18 protein-coding genes are annotated in these 17,414 nt (G+C 39.8%); all 18 read right to left on the minus strand.

The features are described 5' to 3' along the window. Positions 1-619, minus strand: a 619-nt coding sequence (locus D8848_RS00005; RefSeq protein ID WP_142999023.1) for a hypothetical protein, incomplete at its 3' end; no start/stop codon positions are given. A 246-nt stretch (positions 620-865) separates the two neighbouring features. Continuing rightward, the gene (lepA, locus tag D8848_RS00010; RefSeq protein WP_125443854.1) at positions 866-2,689 is read right to left on the minus strand and encodes a translation elongation factor 4; all 1,824 of its coding nucleotides are present in this window, start codon (positions 2,687-2,689) and stop codon (positions 866-868) included. A 78-nt stretch (positions 2,690-2,767) separates the two neighbouring features. Continuing rightward, positions 2,768-3,496 carry a metallophosphoesterase family protein gene (locus tag D8848_RS00015; RefSeq protein WP_125443852.1) on the minus strand — a complete coding sequence of 243 codons (729 nt, stop codon included), beginning with the start codon at positions 3,494-3,496 and terminating at the stop codon, positions 2,768-2,770. 1 nt (position 3,497) lies between these two features. Next, positions 3,498-5,165, minus strand: coding sequence for a DNA repair protein RecN (gene recN / locus D8848_RS00020; protein ID WP_125443850.1), 1,668 nt, complete (start codon positions 5,163-5,165; stop codon positions 3,498-3,500). Between the two features lie 6 nt (positions 5,166-5,171). Continuing rightward, positions 5,172-5,603 carry an arginine repressor gene (locus tag D8848_RS00025; protein ID WP_125443849.1) on the minus strand — a complete coding sequence of 144 codons (432 nt, stop codon included), beginning with the start codon at positions 5,601-5,603 and terminating at the stop codon, positions 5,172-5,174. Further along, on the minus strand, positions 5,596-6,411 hold the full coding sequence (locus D8848_RS00030) for a TlyA family RNA methyltransferase (protein ID WP_084887865.1): 816 nt from the start codon (positions 6,409-6,411) through the stop codon (positions 5,596-5,598). The genes D8848_RS00025 and D8848_RS00030 overlap by 8 nt, the downstream gene beginning before the upstream one ends. Next, complete coding sequence (locus D8848_RS00035; protein WP_125443847.1) at positions 6,404-7,279, minus strand: polyprenyl synthetase family protein; 876 nt, start codon at positions 7,277-7,279, stop codon at positions 6,404-6,406. Before D8848_RS00035 ends, D8848_RS00030 begins: the two co-directional genes overlap by 8 nt. Further along, positions 7,276-7,488: an exodeoxyribonuclease VII small subunit gene (locus D8848_RS00040; RefSeq protein WP_000043226.1), complete on the minus strand. Its 213-nt coding sequence runs from the start codon at positions 7,486-7,488 to the stop codon at positions 7,276-7,278. The genes D8848_RS00035 and D8848_RS00040 overlap by 4 nt, the downstream gene beginning before the upstream one ends. Next, the gene (gene xseA / locus D8848_RS00045; RefSeq protein WP_125443845.1) at positions 7,466-8,806 is read right to left on the minus strand and encodes an exodeoxyribonuclease VII large subunit; all 1,341 of its coding nucleotides are present in this window, start codon (positions 8,804-8,806) and stop codon (positions 7,466-7,468) included. The genes D8848_RS00040 and xseA overlap by 23 nt, the downstream gene beginning before the upstream one ends. Positions 8,807-8,933: 127 nt before the next feature. Continuing rightward, positions 8,934-9,572 (minus strand): uridine kinase, encoded by a 639-nt coding sequence (gene udk / locus D8848_RS00050; protein WP_001181376.1) that lies wholly within the window; start codon positions 9,570-9,572, stop codon positions 8,934-8,936. A gap of 113 nt (positions 9,573-9,685) precedes the next feature. Further along, on the minus strand, positions 9,686-10,564 hold the full coding sequence (gene truB / locus D8848_RS00055) for a tRNA pseudouridine(55) synthase TruB (protein ID WP_125443843.1): 879 nt from the start codon (positions 10,562-10,564) through the stop codon (positions 9,686-9,688). A gap of 73 nt (positions 10,565-10,637) precedes the next feature. Continuing rightward, entirely contained in the window at positions 10,638-11,438 is an 801-nt protein-coding gene (locus tag D8848_RS00060) for a hypothetical protein (protein WP_260467250.1), read from the minus strand. Between the two features lie 9 nt (positions 11,439-11,447). After that, positions 11,448-12,290 carry a hypothetical protein gene (locus D8848_RS00065; protein ID WP_125443841.1) on the minus strand — a complete coding sequence of 281 codons (843 nt, stop codon included), beginning with the start codon at positions 12,288-12,290 and terminating at the stop codon, positions 11,448-11,450. Further along, on the minus strand, positions 12,268-12,468 hold the full coding sequence (locus D8848_RS00070) for a hypothetical protein (protein ID WP_125443839.1): 201 nt from the start codon (positions 12,466-12,468) through the stop codon (positions 12,268-12,270). The genes D8848_RS00065 and D8848_RS00070 overlap by 23 nt, the downstream gene beginning before the upstream one ends. A gap of 189 nt (positions 12,469-12,657) precedes the next feature. Further along, on the minus strand, positions 12,658-13,932 hold the full coding sequence (locus D8848_RS00075; RefSeq protein WP_125443837.1) for a DUF2130 domain-containing protein: 1,275 nt from the start codon (positions 13,930-13,932) through the stop codon (positions 12,658-12,660). Between the two features lie 95 nt (positions 13,933-14,027). Then, positions 14,028-15,308 (minus strand): O-acetylhomoserine aminocarboxypropyltransferase/cysteine synthase family protein, encoded by a 1,281-nt coding sequence (locus D8848_RS00080; protein ID WP_125443835.1) that lies wholly within the window; start codon positions 15,306-15,308, stop codon positions 14,028-14,030. Between the two features lie 147 nt (positions 15,309-15,455). After that, the gene (locus D8848_RS00085; RefSeq protein WP_125443833.1) at positions 15,456-16,253 is read right to left on the minus strand and encodes a formate/nitrite transporter family protein; all 798 of its coding nucleotides are present in this window, start codon (positions 16,251-16,253) and stop codon (positions 15,456-15,458) included. Between the two features lie 291 nt (positions 16,254-16,544). After that, complete coding sequence (locus D8848_RS00090; RefSeq protein WP_125443831.1) at positions 16,545-17,342, minus strand: formate/nitrite transporter family protein; 798 nt, start codon at positions 17,340-17,342, stop codon at positions 16,545-16,547. Between the last annotated feature and the right edge of the window lie 72 nt (positions 17,343-17,414).

Consider the following 17,414-nt stretch of genomic DNA (forward strand, 5'->3'; position numbering starts at 1 on the left):
ATCGTATATTATTACTAAAAGTTAATAAATATAAATATATTGTCGTAAAAAACATAACAATTAAATTACCATATACATAAATATAAATAAGTAAAGAACTGGCAATAACCACATTTATAATTAGGAGAAGCCAATTTTTTAATTTAAAATTACTAAACTTTTCAACTACATGGTAATGACGAGAATTTTCTAATATAAAAATTTTATTAATCATCAATTTTTGCTTATAAGAATAGCCCAAGCGAAATAATACTGATAATATAACAGGTAATGCAGAAAAGATAAAATACGTAAATCTATGAGATAAAACAAGATTAAATTTATTAAAGCCAATAAATTCTATTAAAAGAATGAAAAAAATCACTATCATTATCGGTAGCATGAAAAATCTACCTAATTTTATATTTTTTGTTATATCTTCTCGCTTATCCTCAGATTGCTTTTTTATCTTATAAAATAAATCAAAATCAATCTTATAAATTTTATAAAAATAACCAAAACAAGTCGTAGATTCACAATCCAGTAACCCGTAACCATTATTTATTTCAATTAATAAATATCGAGTAAAACCATATAACTTTTCAGTTTTAATTTGTTTTTCTTCTAATACTTTCATCATAAGTTAAAGGAATCGCCCCTTCTTTACTAACAATTATAGATCCAAGCGGTAAAATAGAATCATTATTCTAATTCATTTTCTGCCCCAGTTCTTTATCAATTTTATTTAAAATTTTCCTAGTCATAATAACTTTTAGTATTCCATATAACCTCCGTATTTTACTCTACCATAAATGGAGTTAAGTTACAATTTTTAACTAAAAATATAAAACTCTTGAATGTATTTCAAGAGTTTTATATAGAATCATTATTCTTCATCCATACTCAAGACGCTGAGGAAGGCTTCTTGTGGAACTTCTACTGATCCGATAGCTTTCATGCGCTTCTTACCTGCTTTTTGTTTTTCAAGGAGTTTGCGTTTACGAGAAACGTCACCACCGTAACACTTAGCAAGTACGTTCTTACGAAGGGCCTTGATATCTGTACGAGCCACAATCTTGTGTCCAATAGCTGCTTGAATTGGTACCTCGAATTGTTGACGAGGGATGATTTTCTTGAGTTTATCAACGATGAGTTTCCCACGTTCGTAGGCAAAGTCCTTGTGAACGATGAAGCTGAGGGCATCCACCTTGTCTCCATTGAGAAGGATATCCATTTTCACCAGCTTAGATGGACGATACTCTGACAATTCGTAGTCAAAACTTGCATAACCACGTGTCGAAGACTTGAGTTTATCAAAGAAGTCAAAGACGATTTCAGCCAGAGGAATTTGATAGATAACATTGACACGGTTATCATCGATATAGTCCATCGTCACAAAGTCACCACGCTTGCGCTGAGCTAATTCCATCACTGCTCCGACAAACTCCTGTGGCACCATGATTTGCGCCTTAACATAAGGCTCTTCAATAGTCGCAATCTTGGTAGGATCTGGGAATTCAGACGGGTTGGACACATCCATAGACTCACCGTCAGTCAAATTAACCTTATAGATAACAGACGGAGCTGTCATGATGAGGTCAATGTTAAACTCACGCTCTAAACGTTCCTGGATAACATCCATATGGAGAAGTCCAAGGAAACCACAACGGAAACCAAATCCAAGTGCCTGAGATGTTTCTGGTTCAAATTGGAGACTAGCATCATTCAGTTGCAATTTTTCAAGGGCTTCACGTAGGTCATTGTACTTGTTTGATTCGATTGGATAGAGACCCGCAAAAACCATAGGATTCATCTGCTTGTAACCATGTAATGGCTCTGCTGCAGGATTGGTTGCCAAGGTAACGGTATCACCCACACGAGTGTCCTGAACCGTCTTGATAGAAGCTGCAATATAACCAACGTCCCCAGTCGCAAGGAAATCACGACCAACTGCTTTCGGTGTGAAAATTCCGACCTCGGTCACATCAAAGGTCTTGCCATTGCTCATGAGCTGAATCTTATCGCCAGGTTTAACTACCCCATCCATAACACGAACCTGGAGAATAACCCCGCGGTAGGCATCATAGACCGAGTCGAAAATCAATGCCTTAAGTGGTGCAGTCACATCGCCCGTTGGGGCTGGCACTTTCTCTACGATTTGTTCGAGTATTTCTCCAATACCAATACCAGCTTTAGCTGAAGCTAAGACTGCTTCGCTGGCGTCTAGTCCGATGACATCCTCAATCTCTGTACGAACACGCTCTGGATCAGCTGCTGGTAGATCAATCTTGTTAATGACTGGCATGATTTCCAAATCATTGTCCAAGGCTAGATACACGTTGGCAAGAGTTTGAGCCTCAATACCTTGAGCAGCATCGACCACCAAAATAGCCCCCTCACAGGCAGCTAAGGAACGCGAAACTTCATAGGTAAAGTCTACGTGCCCAGGCGTGTCAATCAAGTGAAAAATATAAGTTTCCCCATCTTTTGCAGTATAATTCAACTCGATGGCATTGAGTTTAATGGTAATCCCACGTTCTCGCTCTAAATCCATGCTATCCAAAAGCTGGGCCTGCATTTCACGACTTGAAACCGTCTCTGTTTTTTCCAAAATGCGGTCCGCTAGAGTCGATTTCCCATGGTCAATATGGGCGATAATAGAGAAGTTACGGATCTTCTCCTGTCGTTTTTTCAATTCTTCTAAGTTCATGATTCTCTTCCTTTCAGGGTATCTATTTATTATAAATTGTTTTTGACTTTTTGACAAGACCATACCCTGCTAGGAGTACTAATCTTCAGCGACAAAGCCGTCATTTTCGATAAAGTGATGTTCTGTCATTCCTTGCTCAGTAAAGACAATCCCATGAAGGACACCACCATAGACAGCTCCTCCATCCATCCCAATCTTGCCATCTTCTGTCATCCAAAGCTCAGCTGTACCTCGATCTTGCTTCAACAAACCATAGACTGGTGTATGACCAAAGACAATGGTTTTTCCAGTATGATTTTCGGCTTCGTGGAATGGTTTTCTGAGCCAGACTTTTTTATAATCTGTGGTTTCATGCCAGTCGTCCAAGGTCAAATCAATACCTGCGTGAACAAAGATATACTTGTCTGTCTCTACCACAAATGGCATTTGACGAATAAATTCGACTAAATCTGCCGCTTCGGTGGCAACACGCTTAGCATCTTCTACTCCATCAACCGGTGCATCCAAGGGACGACCTAGGATAGAGTTAATGGTTGTATCTCCACCATTGCGACGATAGTGGTCATAGCTTTCTTCTGGGTTATCTAGCCATGTCAAAAACATATACTCGTGGTTTCCTGACAAACAGATTGCCCCTTGATTATCGACCAAGTCCTTAACCATCTCTAGGACACGGCGACTATCCTCACCGCGGTCAATCAAGTCCCCTAGAAAGAGCAACTGGGTCTGACCATCCCATGTTTTGAGAAGGTCTTCCAGCATCCCAGCTTTTCCGTGAACATCTCCAATTACATAATAGTCTGTCATCTTATTTCTCCCTGTTTCTCAACAATTCTCTAGCTTGCGTCAGGGCTGCTTCCGTCACATCATCACCTGCCAACATCTTAGCAACTTCTTCCACTCGCTCTTCAACCGTCAAGAGACGAACAGTCGAAACCGTTGAATGCTCATTGCTAATCTTCTCAATAAAGAATTGGTAATCCGCAATCGCAATCACTTGTGGCAAATGGGAAATAGCCAGAACCTGACCATGTTGGCCAATCTTGTGAATCTTCTGTGCAATAGCTTGAGCTACACGACCTGAAACTCCTGTATCCACCTCATCAAAGACAATGCTAGTCTTGCCCTCTTTACGAGAAAAGGCAGATTTAATAGCTAGCATGAGGCGAGACAATTCCCCACCAGATGCAACCTTAACCAAGGGTTTAAAGTCTTCGCCAGGGTTGGTTGAAATGTAAAACTCAACCATTTCATTTCCCTCACGACTGAATTTGCCCTTGCTAAAACGAACCTGAAACTGGGCTTTTTCCATATAGAGGTCTTGCAGTTCTTGTTTAATCTCAGCTTCAAGCTGCTGAGCTAAGTCATGACGAGCAGATGCAAGCTGACCTGCCAAATCAACAAGATTGACTTCCAATTTTTTTAGCTCTGCTTCCATGTCTTCAGAAGAAAGGTTGTTGCCTGTCAAGAGATTGTATTCTTCCGTAATCTTGGCAAAATAAAGCAAGACATCGTCTACAGTCCCACCATACTTACGGGTAATGGTATGAAGGAGGTCCAAACGATTCTCAACCTGCATGAGTCGATTGCCGTCAAAATCAAGGTCCTCAATAATAGCTTCCAGACGTTTGCTAATGTCTTCTAAGACATAGTAGGTCTCAGACAGAGAACTTGAAATTTCACGGTATTCAGGGTCGTACTCTTCGACACTTTCCATGTCATTCATGGCTGAACGAACATTGGCCAGACTTGAAAAGTCTTCATTGTCCAACATGCTATAGGCATTGGTCAACGTATCCGCTATATTTTTATGGTTGAGAAGTTTCTCTCGCTCTTGGTTGAGAGTCAGGTCTTCTCCAGCCTGCAAGTTTGCTGCCTCAATCTCTGCCATTTGAAATTCCAACATTTCAATACGAGCCTTATGTTCCTGTTGGTTTTTCTTGACTTCCAGAACCTGCTTACGCATTTTTCGATAAGCATCAAAACTCGTTTGATAGGTTTCTTTCAATTCCCAAAAAGCCACATCGCCAAATTCATCCAACATTTGAATATGAAGTTGAGGGCGCATTAACTCTTCTTGGTCATGCTGACCATGTATATCCACCAGATGTTGCCCAATAGCACGCAAAACAGACAGATTGACCATCTGGCCATTCACACGGCTGATACTACGACCATTTTGCAAGATTTCTCGACGGATGATAATCTCATCACCCATTTCCAAACCTTGCTCATCAAAAATTTCCTGTAAAAGGCGACTATTCTCAACTGAGAAAAGCCCCTCTATCTCTGCCTTTGGCGCACCATGACGAATAACATCTGTCGTCGCACGAGCTCCCAACATCATATTCATGGCATCAATGATAATCGACTTCCCTGCACCCGTTTCACCAGTCAGGACAGTCATCCCCTTTTCAAAATTGAGGGAAATAGCCTCAATAATGGCAAAGTTTTTTATCGAAATTTCAAGTAACATATAGACCTACCAATTTTTTACTTGTTCAAAGATTTCCTCAGCTAGACTTTCAGTTCTGGCAATGACTAAAATCGAGCTATCATCAGCTAAACAGCTAAAAATCTTATCCGCAAAAGTCTCGGTTAACTGAGCTTTTACAAAAGCTGTATTTCCTGGGATAACTTGGAGATTGATCATCTTGTCCATCAATTCAGCTGACTCAATATTGTCTTCAGCCAGTTGCAAACTTTTCACGATTGATTTTGGCAATTCATAGACATAGGTATTGTCTCTCAAAGGAATTTTGACAATACCTAGCTCTTTGATATCTCGTGATACCGTCGCTTGAGTGGCAGTGATACCTGCTTCTTTCAAATGTTCTACGATTTCTTCTTGTGTACCGATTTGATAATCTGTCACAAATCGTCTAATTTTTTCAAGTCTCTCTTTTTTATTCATTTTTAAATTGACTATGCGCCCTCTCTACTACTTCTTCAATTTCAGCAAGAACCTGGTTGCTTGCTGACTCTTCTTTTTTCAAATACGCTAAAAACTCAATATTTCCATGTCCACCTTGGATCGGAGAAAAGTCCAAACCAAGAACTGAAAATCCTTTCTCTACTGCCATAGCTGTGACAGATTCAAGGACATTCTGATGGACCTTAGCATCTCGAATGATTCCATTTTTTCCAATCTGCTCACGTCCTGCCTCAAACTGGGGCTTAACCAGAGCCACGACCTGACCTTGATCTGCCAAGACACGGTGCAAGGCCGGAAGGATCAAACTGAGAGAAATAAAACTCACATCAATACTGGCAAAGCTCGGTTCCTTTTCGAAATCAGTCTTTTCAGCATAGCGGAAATTGAACTGCTCCATGCTGACAACTCTTGGGTCTTGGCGTAATTTCCAAGCCAACTGATTGGTACCAACATCAACTGCAAAGACTAACTCAGCACCATTCTGCAACATGACATCGGTAAAACCTCCAGTAGAGGCACCGATATCAATCGTTGTAGCTCCTTCCACTGACAAATCAAAGACCTGCAAGGCCTTTTCTAATTTCAAGCCACCACGGCTGACATACTTGAGTTTCTCCCCCTTGAGTTTTAGCTCGGTGTCACCTGGAATTTTCTCTCCTGGCTTGTCAAACCGTTCTCCATTAAGGACTGCTACGACTAGGCCAGCCATGACACCACGCTTGGCCTGCTCTCTCGTTTCAAACAAGCCCTGTTTATAAGCTAGTACATCCACTCTTTCCTTAGCCATTGATTCTCAAACTTTCTACTACTTTCACAATCGATTCTATCTTAAAGGGAACATACTGGGCAATTTCTTCTAATTTGACATTAGCTTGATCCAAAGTCTGGTTACAAAAGGCAATAGCCTCTTTCAAGCCCAACAAAGCAGGATAGGTTGATTTTTCTGCCTGTAGGTCCTTTTGTGGTGTCTTGCCAATTTCCTCAAAACTAGCTGTCACATCCAGTACGTCATCTCGAACTTGAAAAGCAAGCCCAATCAATTCACCTACAGTTTTAAGTTTTGCCTGCATCTCAGGTGCCAATTCAGCTATAATAGCAGCTGCTTGGAAGGGATAGGCTAGTAATTTCCCAGTCTTATTGGCATGAATAGTCTGAAGTTCTTCCAAAGACAAATGCTGATGTTCGCCCTCCATATCCAAAATCTGCCCTGCTACCATGCCTAGACTTCCTGAAGCAAGAGATAAGTTTGCAATCAAGTTTACCTTTATCTGACTTGGCAAATCTGCCTGCGCTATCAAGGCATAAGGATCTAGGAACAAGGCATCTCCTGCCAAAATGGCCATTGCTTCGCCGAATTTCTTATGATTTGTCAAGCGTCCCCGACGGTAATCATCATCATCCATAGCTGGAAGATCATCATGAATCAAGCTCCCTGTATGAATCATTTCCAAGGCCGCAGCTACCTGCGCGTGAGCAGGTTTAATAGCGACCTGCAAGGCTTCCAGAACTTCTAACAAGAGAAAAGGTCGAATACGCTTGCCACCAGCATGAATGGAATAGAGAACAGACTCTCGCAAACTAGAGGCAAACTGCTGGTCTCCATAAAAATCTTCCAAAGCCGACTCGACAAGAGTTAATTTTTCTTGCTTCTTCATTCAAAATCACTTTCTGTTCCGTCTTCTTGCATAACCTTGACCAAGGTCTTTTCAGCCTTGTCCAGCGTCGCTTGGAGCTCTTTTGACAAGACCATACCCTTTTGAAAGGCAGCAATCGCATCTTCCAAAGCAATTTCACCATTTTCCAAACTTTGGACAATAGTCTCCAGTTCTGCTAGATTTTCCTCAAATTTCTTTTGTTTTGACATCTTTAACCTCTAATTCTACTTGACCATCTCGCATCAAAAGCGTCACTTGGTCTTTTTTCTTCAAACTCTCAACCGAATCCACAACTGACTCTTCTTTTTTGACAATAGCATAGCCACGCGCCACAATTCGACTGGTATCCAACATCAACAAGGCTTCTGAAAGTCGCTTGACTTCAGCAACCTTGGCATCATAAACCAGCGCCATTTGGCTACGTAGGAGCTTATCCAACTGACCTAAACGGTCTTGATAGCGTTGGATTTTGGTAACAGGTGATAATTGAACCAGTCGATGCGTCCTTGCTTGTACTAGCTGTTTGTTATCAGAAATCCGTGTTCGCAAACTTTGTTTTAATCGCAGTTGCAGTTGATCCAAGCGTTGCAAATAGCTATCATACAAACGCTCTGGCTGTCTAAAGATAACAGACTGACTGCACTTTTTCAAAGATTCTTGTTTCTTCGATAGGACATTTCGGACTGCCGTAGCCATCCGTTTTTCCTGATTTTGCAAATGAGCTAATACATCCAACTTGGTCACAGGTGTTGCTAGTTCAGCAGCAGCTGTTGGTGTCGCAGCCCGTCTATCTGCCACAAAATCTGCCAAGGTCACATCCGTCTCATGCCCCACACTAGAGATAACTGGCAAACGAGATTCAAAAATAGCTCGTACCACAATTTCTTCGTTAAAGGCCCAGAGATCCTCTATGGAGCCACCACCACGACCAATAATCAGCAAATCCAAATCGTCTCGTTGATTAGCACGCGCAATATTCCGTGCTATTTCCTCCGCAGAGCCTTCACCTTGAACCTTGGTCGGATAAAGAAGAATGTCCACACCTGGAAAGCGCCTGCTGACGGTCGTGATAATATCTCGAATCACAGCTCCACTGCGACTGGTTACCACGCCAATTCTCTTAGAAAATTGGGGCAGAGGTTGCTTGAAGCGTTCTTGAAACAGGCCTTCTTCTGTCAATTTTTTCTTGAGTTGTTCAAACTGAATCGCAAGCGCACCAACCCCATCAGGCTCTGCCTTTTCAATGATGATGGAGTAGCTACCACTCGGTTCATAGATCTGTACGCGCCCAATCACATTGATTTTCATCCCTTCTTCCAGGTCAAAACCTAATTTCTGATAAATCCCAGACCAAATAGTCGCTTGAATAACTGCATGGTCATCTTTTAGGGAGAAATATTGGTGAGTAGGTCGTTTACGAAAGTTGGAAACTTGACCAGTTAAATAGACCCGTTCCAAGTAAGGGTCTTTATCGAATTTCATTTTCAGATACTTGGTCAAAGTTGTTACCGATAAATACTTTTCCATCTCCACCTACTATTCATTTTCTTGCTTTTCCATTGGTATTATTATACCAAAAATATGCCTAAAAATCTCCATTTATGTACCATTATAAGGTAAAAATAGAAAAAGGAGGCATGGCCTCCTCATGTGATTATTTGCTGTTTCGAGCTTCTTCCAAAATCTTTGCAATCTTGGTTGTCAAAAGGTCGATAGCCACTGTATTACTGACTCCCTCAGGAATGACGATATCAGCATAACGCTTGGTTGGCTCGATAAACTGATGGTACATTGGTTTGACAACGCCTAAATACTGGTCAATAACGCTATCAAGGCTACGTCCACGCTCTTCCATATCACGCTTGATACGACGAATAATGCGCACGTCATCATCCGTATCCACAAAAATCTTGATATCCATCAAATCACGCAGGCGCTTATCCTCCAAGACCAAAATCCCCTCAACGATAAAGACATCTTGAGGTTCTTGACGGTAGGTCTTGCTACTCCGTGTATGTTCTGTATAGTCGTAAGTCGGGATGTCCACTGGACGCCCTGCCAACAATTCCTTAATCTGCTCAATCATCAAGTCTGTATCAAAGGCAAAAGGATGGTCATAGTTGGTTTTGACACGCTCTTCAAAGGTCAAGTGAGACTGATCCTTATAGTATGAATCATGCTCAATCATGGAAATCTTTTCATCAGGAAAATGCGATAAAATGGCTCTTGAAACACTGGTCTTACCACCACCAGAACCACCTGTCACTCCGATAATGATTGGTCTATTTTGCATGCTATCCTCCGTTTTTTTATCCGTCGTCTATTCTATCACATTTTTAGCAAAATTTATAGTCTGGTTTTGGATAGTCTAGGGGAAACAATTCTAATTCCTACCCCCAAATTATACTAGCTAAAAACCTTCCTTGGTTTGTAGAGATTGTCTCGCTTCTCTAGAATGGCTAGCAAAGTATCGCCTTCAAAGGCAGCCAATTCCTTATCCGACTGTTCTAGTTCGATAAAACGTCCAAAGCGCACTTCTGTAGCCTGTTCTTGAGTTAGGAAAACTTTGACAAGATCCCCTGTCCCAATCTCTAGAGAATGTAGAAAGTCCAGTTGCCCAGCCTCCACTTTTTCAGCAATTTCTTCCAAGGTAAGAGCGTCTTCTAGTTGTAAACCGGCTGCACTAGTACGAGTTAACTGAGACATATGAGCCGCAAAACCAAGCTTCTCTCCTAAGTCAACCGACAAGGTACGAATATAGGTTCCCTTGCTGCATTTTACACGGAAAGTAAAGCGTGCAAGATGGCCATTATAAGAAATCAGACTTGTCCGTTCAAATTGATAAATGGTCACCTGACGTTCTGGACGCTCTACTTCCTGACCTGCACGCGCATACTCATAAAGCTTGCGACCATTGACCTTAACCGCAGAGTACATAGGCGGAATCTGGGTAATAGGCCCAGTCAAGCTAGCAATCACTTCATCGACAAGCTTTTCATCCAAGTGCGACAAAACAGGTGTCTCTGCGACCACTTCCCCACTGGCATCCTCAGTCGTCGTGGAATAGCCCAGAGTGATTTCCCCCTCATAGACCTTGCCCTCGTCCTGCATAAACTCGACCATGCGTGTTGCCTTGCCCACTGCAATAGGCAAAACACCCACCACATCCGGATCCAAGGTCCCACCATGACCAATCTTCTTGGTTCCCAAAATCTTACGCAGTTTAAAAACCGCATCATGCGAGGTCATCCCCGCTTCTTTTTTTAAGTTGATAATACCGTTCATTTTTGCTTTCTAATTCCCTTTTCACTTTACATCAACATATTCTATCTTAGACAGATTTTAAAACTATATCAGCTTATTTTTCTAAATACTTCCTAGCTTCCTGAACATAAAAGAGTTCTGGATTTTCATGGGCAATACTTTCAAACAAACTACGTGCATGTTCTTCATCTCCTTTTAATTGGGCATTGAGAGCGCCGTAATAAGAAAACACGATTCGAGCTAGCTTACTTTCTGGTTCAGTAATTTCGAAGTAGTCGTTCGCTTCTTTATTGAACACAATATCTTTTATGGCTTGGGCTTGAGCAACGAGTGTAGCTTTGCCTCCTTTAAAATCTGGTGCCTTGGACAATTGTTCCTCAAAGAAAGCAATATCTTGCGCATCTTGAAGATGAATGGAAACTGTTAATAGTTCAAAGCTTGATATTAAAAACGCAGGGGTTCTGAATCTCTTCCAAATTTTTTTCAAATCATATTTGGACATATTTTCCTTGGCAGCTTGAAAATCTCCTTTTAAATAAGCAACTCGACCTTGGATAATTTGGTAATTCTCACGATATGTTGCCCTAAAGGGCTTAATAGATTTTTCTGATTGAACTCTTAACATGTCTTCATATAGCTTAAGATCAATAGAATCGTGTAACACTAGAACAATAACTTTTCTAGATACAAATCTTAAATATAAAACAAGAATAAGGAATCCCAACATCAATGATATAAATATTAACGACCATAATTTTTCATTACCTTTAGATTCTAGAATCACTGCTATCACTCCCAAAGATATTCCTAAGACTGAACTAAGTTGAATAATAGTTTCTATTTGAAGTAAGATATCCTCCGTCGCTGAACTGACTATTTTTTTTACTAATTTCATATATTATTCTCATTTCACTAATTCTAAATATTTCTGCGCTTCCTGAACATAAAAGAGCTCTGGATTTTCATGGGCTATGCTTTCAAACAAACTACGAGCACGAGCTTCATCTCCTTTTAGCTGAGCATTAAGAGCTCCATAATAAGAAAACATGATTCGAGCTAACTTACTTTCTGGTTCGGTGGTATCGAAGTAGTCGTTTGATTTTTTCTTTAAAACAATATCCTCTATAGCTTTTATTATGTTTATTACAATCGTCTTCCTAGCAACCTGAGAATTTGTTCGAACTTTTAATGTAGCTAACATATCAATTTGGTTCGAAATTTCCTCTGTCTTATCAGCATGGATAAGTGAAAGAATCTTAAAGTAAGTTGTGGATAATTCGGTTTCAAATTTCTTATTAAAATTTTTACCCTCAAAATTTATTCGTTCCAAATTATCAAGTGTTTCTTCAAACTTTCCTTGGTAGTATAGCGATTGGGCAATAGCTAGTAAATAATTTGCATTATTAAACAGTTGTTGTGACTTAACCGAGTGTTCAGCCATATAACGATAATAACTTATGTGCTTGTCGAAATTAATATCTGTCAAAAAGATATTATCTACAGCTAATTTAACCAGTTTATTGTTTAATGAAATCAATGTCTCAAACCCAAAACATACTACCGTATAAGTAATGAATTTCATAAAATTCATTTCACCACCTTTAAATAATTCAACAACCATGCCTATAAATGATAGGCAAACTATAGGAATTAAGCAAATGTATACTATTTTTGTCAAATTATATAATTTGGGAATTTCAAATCCAGATATTTTCAACGAATAGTTATTTAATATCTCTTTCACCATTATCCTCCATTGTAGAACTTAAATATAAGAAGTCGCTCGCAATTACTAGAATCGCTATCAAGACTCCAAAGACAAATGTAGATGCACTAACGGTAACACCATCAATTAAAGTACCAATAACAAAAACTGTAGCAACTACCGCTTTTAAAATCTGTTCTCCATGATATACCTTTGACAATCCCGTCTCGTTAGTAGTTTTAATTGTTGCATAATCTTATTAACCTGATTATGCTCTTTCACATAGGTGACGTACGGTAAGAACTCATATCAGTTTTATCTTTCTAAATAGCTCTTCGTTTCCTGTACATAAAGTTGTAAATATTTAATGTAGACATACGACTATTTTAAAGTTATTTCATATTTAAGGCTACTCCCCCTTCAATGCTTCAAATTTCGCTTTCATAGTTGGATTTTTTCGAGTTAGTTTTTTAACAGAGACATCTTCCAATTTGTTGTTTGCAAGGCGAAGTTGGTTTTCGGATGTGGTTAGGAACTTCTTGACCTCTTCCATGCGTTTGATAGCCTTATCAATTTCATCGATTGCTTTACCAAAGTTGGTCGAAGCTGAATTATAGTTCTTAGCAAAAGCCTGTTTAAAGGCATCCAAGTCTTCTTCAAAATGCGTAATGTCAATATTTTGTTCGCGAACCAAGGCCAACTCCTGCTTATATTTAAGAGAATTAAGCGCTGCATTTCTCAAGAGCCCAATCAACTGGATAAAGAATTGAGGACGAACCACATACATCTTTTCATATTCATGACTTACATCCACGATACCCGTGTTGAAATAGTCGTTATCGGCCTCGAGCATAGTCACCAAAACCGCATATTCACAGTTCTTCTCCCGACGGTCCTTGTCTAATTCCTTGTAAAAATCTGCATTCTTGTGCTTCTTCTCAGTCCCATCCGCTTCATTTTTCATCTCAAACATGATTGAAATGATTTCGACCCCATTTTCATCACTCTCGCGGAAGATAAAATCCCCCTTAGACCCACGCGCTGAAACCTTGTTGTCCTTCTCAAAGTAGGCATTTGGAAAGGCAAAGCTGCGGACCTTGTTAAACTCACTCTCTGCATACTGTTCCAGACTTTCCCCGATAGCTTTTGTAGATTGTTGGGCCTTGAAATTCTTGTAAAATTCGACTTGTTCACTGGCTGCTTTGAGCTGGGCTTCGTAGTTTTGCTTAACAGAAGCAAGAGAAAGCTCGTTTTCTTTTTCTTGTAAAAGAAGCTGGTTTTTAACCTGATCACGTTCTTTTTCTAGGTCAGAGAGGGTCTTTTGCAGTTGATTTTCATGCTCTAAACGCAAGGTCGCCAATTGATTTTCCAAGGCCTGCACTTCCTTGTCCTTTGCTAATAAGGCCTGATGGCTTGTCTGTTCAACCTCTTTCTTGGCCAGTTCTTTCTCAGTATCAAAGTTTTGGATTTGACTCTGTAATTGCGCAATTTCTTGGTCTTTTTGAGCTAGTTTGGTCTGTTGTTCATTCATGGCCTTTTGCTCAGCCAAGGCCAGTTCCTGCTCCATCCGATCGTGCAATTCCTTATCAAACTCTGCTGTTCTCACTTGGGACAAAAGTTCGGCATACTGACTTTCATTTACTGTAAAGACTTCCCCACAGTTGGGGCATTTGATTTCGTTCATATCGTTCCTCTTTCTAGACTTCTTTAACCATTATATCATGCCTGCAGGAAAATCAAAAACAGCGAGTCGAAACCCACTGTTTAACTTCTCTTTCTTTAAATTTTTTCCAAGGCCAAGCGCAAGTCTTCAATCAAATCTTCTACATTTTCAAGACCGATTGACAAACGAATTTGGTTTGGTGTGATACCTGCTGCTTCAAGGTCTTTTTCTGACAATTGACCGTGAGTGGTTGTAGCTGGATGGACAACAAGCGATTTAGCATCTGCCACATTGGCAAGGTCAGAGAAGATTTCTAAATGATCAATTACCTTACGTGCTTCTGCCTCCCCACCTTTGACATGGAAGGTAAAGATTGAGCCAACACCTTTTGGCAAGTATTTCTCAGCCAAGGCATGGTAAGGACTATCTGCTAGTTTTGGATAATTGACCTTTTCTACCTTAGGATGGTTGACAAGGAAATCAACAATTTTCTCTGCATTTTGTACATGACGTTCCACACGAAGTGAAAGGGTTTCAAGTCCTTGAAGCAAGAGGAAGGCATTAAATGGCGACAAGGCTGCACCTGTATCACGGAGCAATTGAACACGAACAGCGATAATAAAGGCAGCCGCACCTACATCACGAGTATAGCTCAAATTGTGGTAGCTTGGGTCTTCCTCAACAAATTGAGGGAATTTTCCTGAAGCCGCCCAGTCAAAACGACCGCTATCGACAATCACTCCACCAATAGTCGTACCATGCCCACCGATAAACTTAGTCGCAGAGTGAATAGCAATATCTACACCGTGAGAGAAGACGTTAATCAAATACGGTGTAGCAAAGGTATTATCTGAAATGAGAGGAATCTGATGCTTATGAGCAATCTCTGCCAATTTTTCCAAATCTGGAATGTTAATCAAGGGGTTGCCCAAGGTTTCAATCAAGACAAGCTTGGTATTGTCATTGATAGCTGCTTCTACTTCCTCCAAATTATCCACATCGACAAAGGTTGTTGTGATCCCATAACGAGGAAGGGTTTCTTTCAAGAGATTGAAAGTTCCACCGTAAATAGTTGATGCTGCTACGACATGGTCACCAGCATGGGCAAGTGCCAAAATCGTATAAGTCACTGCGGCCATACCTGATGCTGTTGCAAGAGCTCCCACACCACCTTCAAGGGCAGCAATTCTTTCTTCAAAGGCAGCCGTTGTAGGATTAGTAATACGAGTATAGATGTTGCCTGGTTTTCTCAAGGCAAAAAGATCGGCACCTTCCTGCGTATCATCAAAAACGAAGGATGTTGTTTGATAAATCGGCACTGCACGAGACTTGGTTGCTGGATCAACTACTTGCCCAGCATGCAATTGTAAGGTTTCAAATTTAAAATCACGAGTCATAAAACGACCTCCAAATAGTTTGATTAAGGATATTGTAGCACCTTAAGTTATAGTTTACAAATATCAGTTTTCTATATTTTGATATAAGAAATAGCTATTACTCTATTTTAAAAACGAAAAAAGCACGACTCAATCGTGCTCATTTTCTTAATCTACATAAGTATCTTCATTTTTATTGAGGAAGGCATATGGAAGACCAACCAAGAGACCACCACCGATCAAGTTCCCAATGAAGGTTACCCCCCAGTGACGAAGCATATTTCCAACACCGAAGTTAGCAATTGAATCAGCAGCAACACTGAATTTTACAATCGCGAAAGAAGCAAAGTTCGCCGCAATGTGCTCGTTTGTTAAGAATACAAACATGTAAATCGCTGACAACACAAGCCAAAGTTTGGCACCACCATCTTTGACCAAAACAAATGAAAGAATCGCAATATTTACGAAAATATTTGCCAAAATCGCCTCAAGCAAGATTAATTCATTTGAGCGGCCTAACTTCATCTCAACAACCCCTGAAATGAAACTATCGTGTGTCAGATGTGCATAGGCTGCTGAGTGGGCAAAGCCCCAACCTGCTATCAAAGCCCCGATAAGGTTGAACAAGGTACAGTAAAGTAAAATCTCAGCTGTCTTTCTCCAAGAGATTTTTTTCAAGAAACTACCCGCAGTCAAGAACATCATGTTTGATGTTACCAACTCGGCATTCAAGAAAACAATGTAGGCCAAGCCCCAAGCAAAGACAAATGGGAAGAGGAAGCGTCCACTACCTGGTACGATCTTATTAATCAAGTCAGCCCCAACTGCGCCCGCAGCCGTACTAAATGTTAGAAATGCACCTGCAAACATGGAACGAATCGCATACTTAAATTTGCTTTGACTATAAAGACTTTCCTTCTTCTTGCAAGCAAATTCAATCTTTGAGATAAATTCTGAAGAAACCATAATAAACTCCTAAAACTTTTATTTGTGATAATTATAACATAAAATAGATATAATGAAAAGCCTTTCCTAATTGCATTTTTAATAAATTTATAAATCTAGCAATCGTTTACATTGTTTTAATAATAAGCTTTTATAAATTTTAGTTATCAGAATATTGAGGTTACATGGAATAACTTTTATTCTATTTAATATATTTTATTGTTACAATTTAAAAACGATTTTCTCTGCAAGCCTATTTTGTAAAAGAAAAAGAGAGAATCGTTCTGATTCTCCCTGATACACTGACTCTTCTTAATCAACATATGTATCTTCATTCTTATTTAGAAAGGCATACGGTAAACCAATCAGAAGACCTCCACCTATAAAGTTAGCAATAAAGGTTACACCCCAATGTCGAAGGATATTTGGAAGATCAAAGTGAGGTACTTGATCAGCAATCATGCTGAATTTCATAATACTAAAGGAAGCAAAATTGGCAGCGATGTGCTCATTGGACAAGAAGACAAACATGGAAATAGCTGATAAAATGATCCATAGTTTGGCAGCACCATCTTTCACTAGTATAGATGAAAGAATGGCAATATTTACAAATACATTGGCAAGAATTCCCTCAAGCAAGACTAAATCACTTGGACGCGCCAATTTCTTGGCTACAAGCTTAGGAAGGAAGCTATCATGGGTCAAATGCGAAAAGGCTGACGAGTTGGCAAAGGCCCATCCAGCTACCAAGGCACCAATGAGATTAAACAAAGTACAATAGAGTAAAATAATCATTGCCTTTTTCCACTCAATCTTTTTCAAAAATGCACCTGCTGTTAAATACATCATATTGGAAGTTACCAATTCCGCATTTAGGAAGACAATATAAACCAGCCCCCAAGCAAAAACAAATGGGAACAGGAAATACCCACTACTTGGAACAATACTATTAAGTAAATCTGCACCAATAGCACCAGCAGCTGTACTGAAGGTTAAAAAAGCACCTGCAAACATAGAACGAATCGCATACTTTAACTTACTTTGCTTGAAAAGACTTTCTTTCTTGTGGCAATAATAATCAATCTTCGAAATAAACTCTGACGAACTCATAAACGTCTCCTATTTTTTTATATTTAGTATTATAACAAAAAATATTAAAATAGGTAATTGTTTTTGAAAAAT

The sequence above is a fragment of the Streptococcus mitis genome (assembly GCF_003942775.1).
GTDB lineage: Bacteria > Bacillota > Bacilli > Lactobacillales > Streptococcaceae > Streptococcus > Streptococcus mitis_CN.

Coding starts and splice junctions, on each gene's coding strand:
- D8848_RS00025 (WP_125443849.1), bottom strand. CDS start 5,603: ATGAATAAAAAAGAGAGACTTGAAAAAATTAGACGATTTGTGACAGAT.
- recN (WP_125443850.1), bottom strand. CDS start 5,165: ATGTTACTTGAAATTTCGATAAAAAACTTTGCCATTATTGAGGCTATT.
- D8848_RS00035 (WP_125443847.1), bottom strand. CDS start 7,279: ATGAAGAAGCAAGAAAAATTAACTCTTGTCGAGTCGGCTTTGGAAGAT.
- D8848_RS00015 (WP_125443852.1), bottom strand. CDS start 3,496: ATGACAGACTATTATGTAATTGGAGATGTTCACGGAAAAGCTGGGATG.
- D8848_RS00030 (WP_084887865.1), bottom strand. CDS start 6,411: ATGGCTAAGGAAAGAGTGGATGTACTAGCTTATAAACAGGGCTTGTTT.
- D8848_RS00080 (WP_125443835.1), bottom strand. CDS start 15,308: ATGACTCGTGATTTTAAATTTGAAACCTTACAATTGCATGCTGGGCAA.
- xseA (WP_125443845.1), bottom strand. CDS start 8,806: ATGGAAAAGTATTTATCGGTAACAACTTTGACCAAGTATCTGAAAATG.
- D8848_RS00075 (WP_125443837.1), bottom strand. CDS start 13,932: ATGAACGAAATCAAATGCCCCAACTGTGGGGAAGTCTTTACAGTAAAT.
- lepA (WP_125443854.1), bottom strand. CDS start 2,689: ATGAACTTAGAAGAATTGAAAAAACGACAGGAGAAGATCCGTAACTTC.
- D8848_RS00065 (WP_125443841.1), bottom strand. CDS start 12,290: ATGGTGAAAGAGATATTAAATAACTATTCGTTGAAAATATCTGGATTT.
- D8848_RS00060 (WP_260467250.1), bottom strand. CDS start 11,438: ATGAAATTAGTAAAAAAAATAGTCAGTTCAGCGACGGAGGATATCTTA.
- D8848_RS00085 (WP_125443833.1), bottom strand. CDS start 16,253: ATGGTTTCTTCAGAATTTATCTCAAAGATTGAATTTGCTTGCAAGAAG.
- udk (WP_001181376.1), bottom strand. CDS start 9,572: ATGCAAAATAGACCAATCATTATCGGAGTGACAGGTGGTTCTGGTGGT.
- truB (WP_125443843.1), bottom strand. CDS start 10,564: ATGAACGGTATTATCAACTTAAAAAAAGAAGCGGGGATGACCTCGCAT.
- D8848_RS00040 (WP_000043226.1), bottom strand. CDS start 7,488: ATGTCAAAACAAAAGAAATTTGAGGAAAATCTAGCAGAACTGGAGACT.
- D8848_RS00090 (WP_125443831.1), bottom strand. CDS start 17,342: ATGAGTTCGTCAGAGTTTATTTCGAAGATTGATTATTATTGCCACAAG.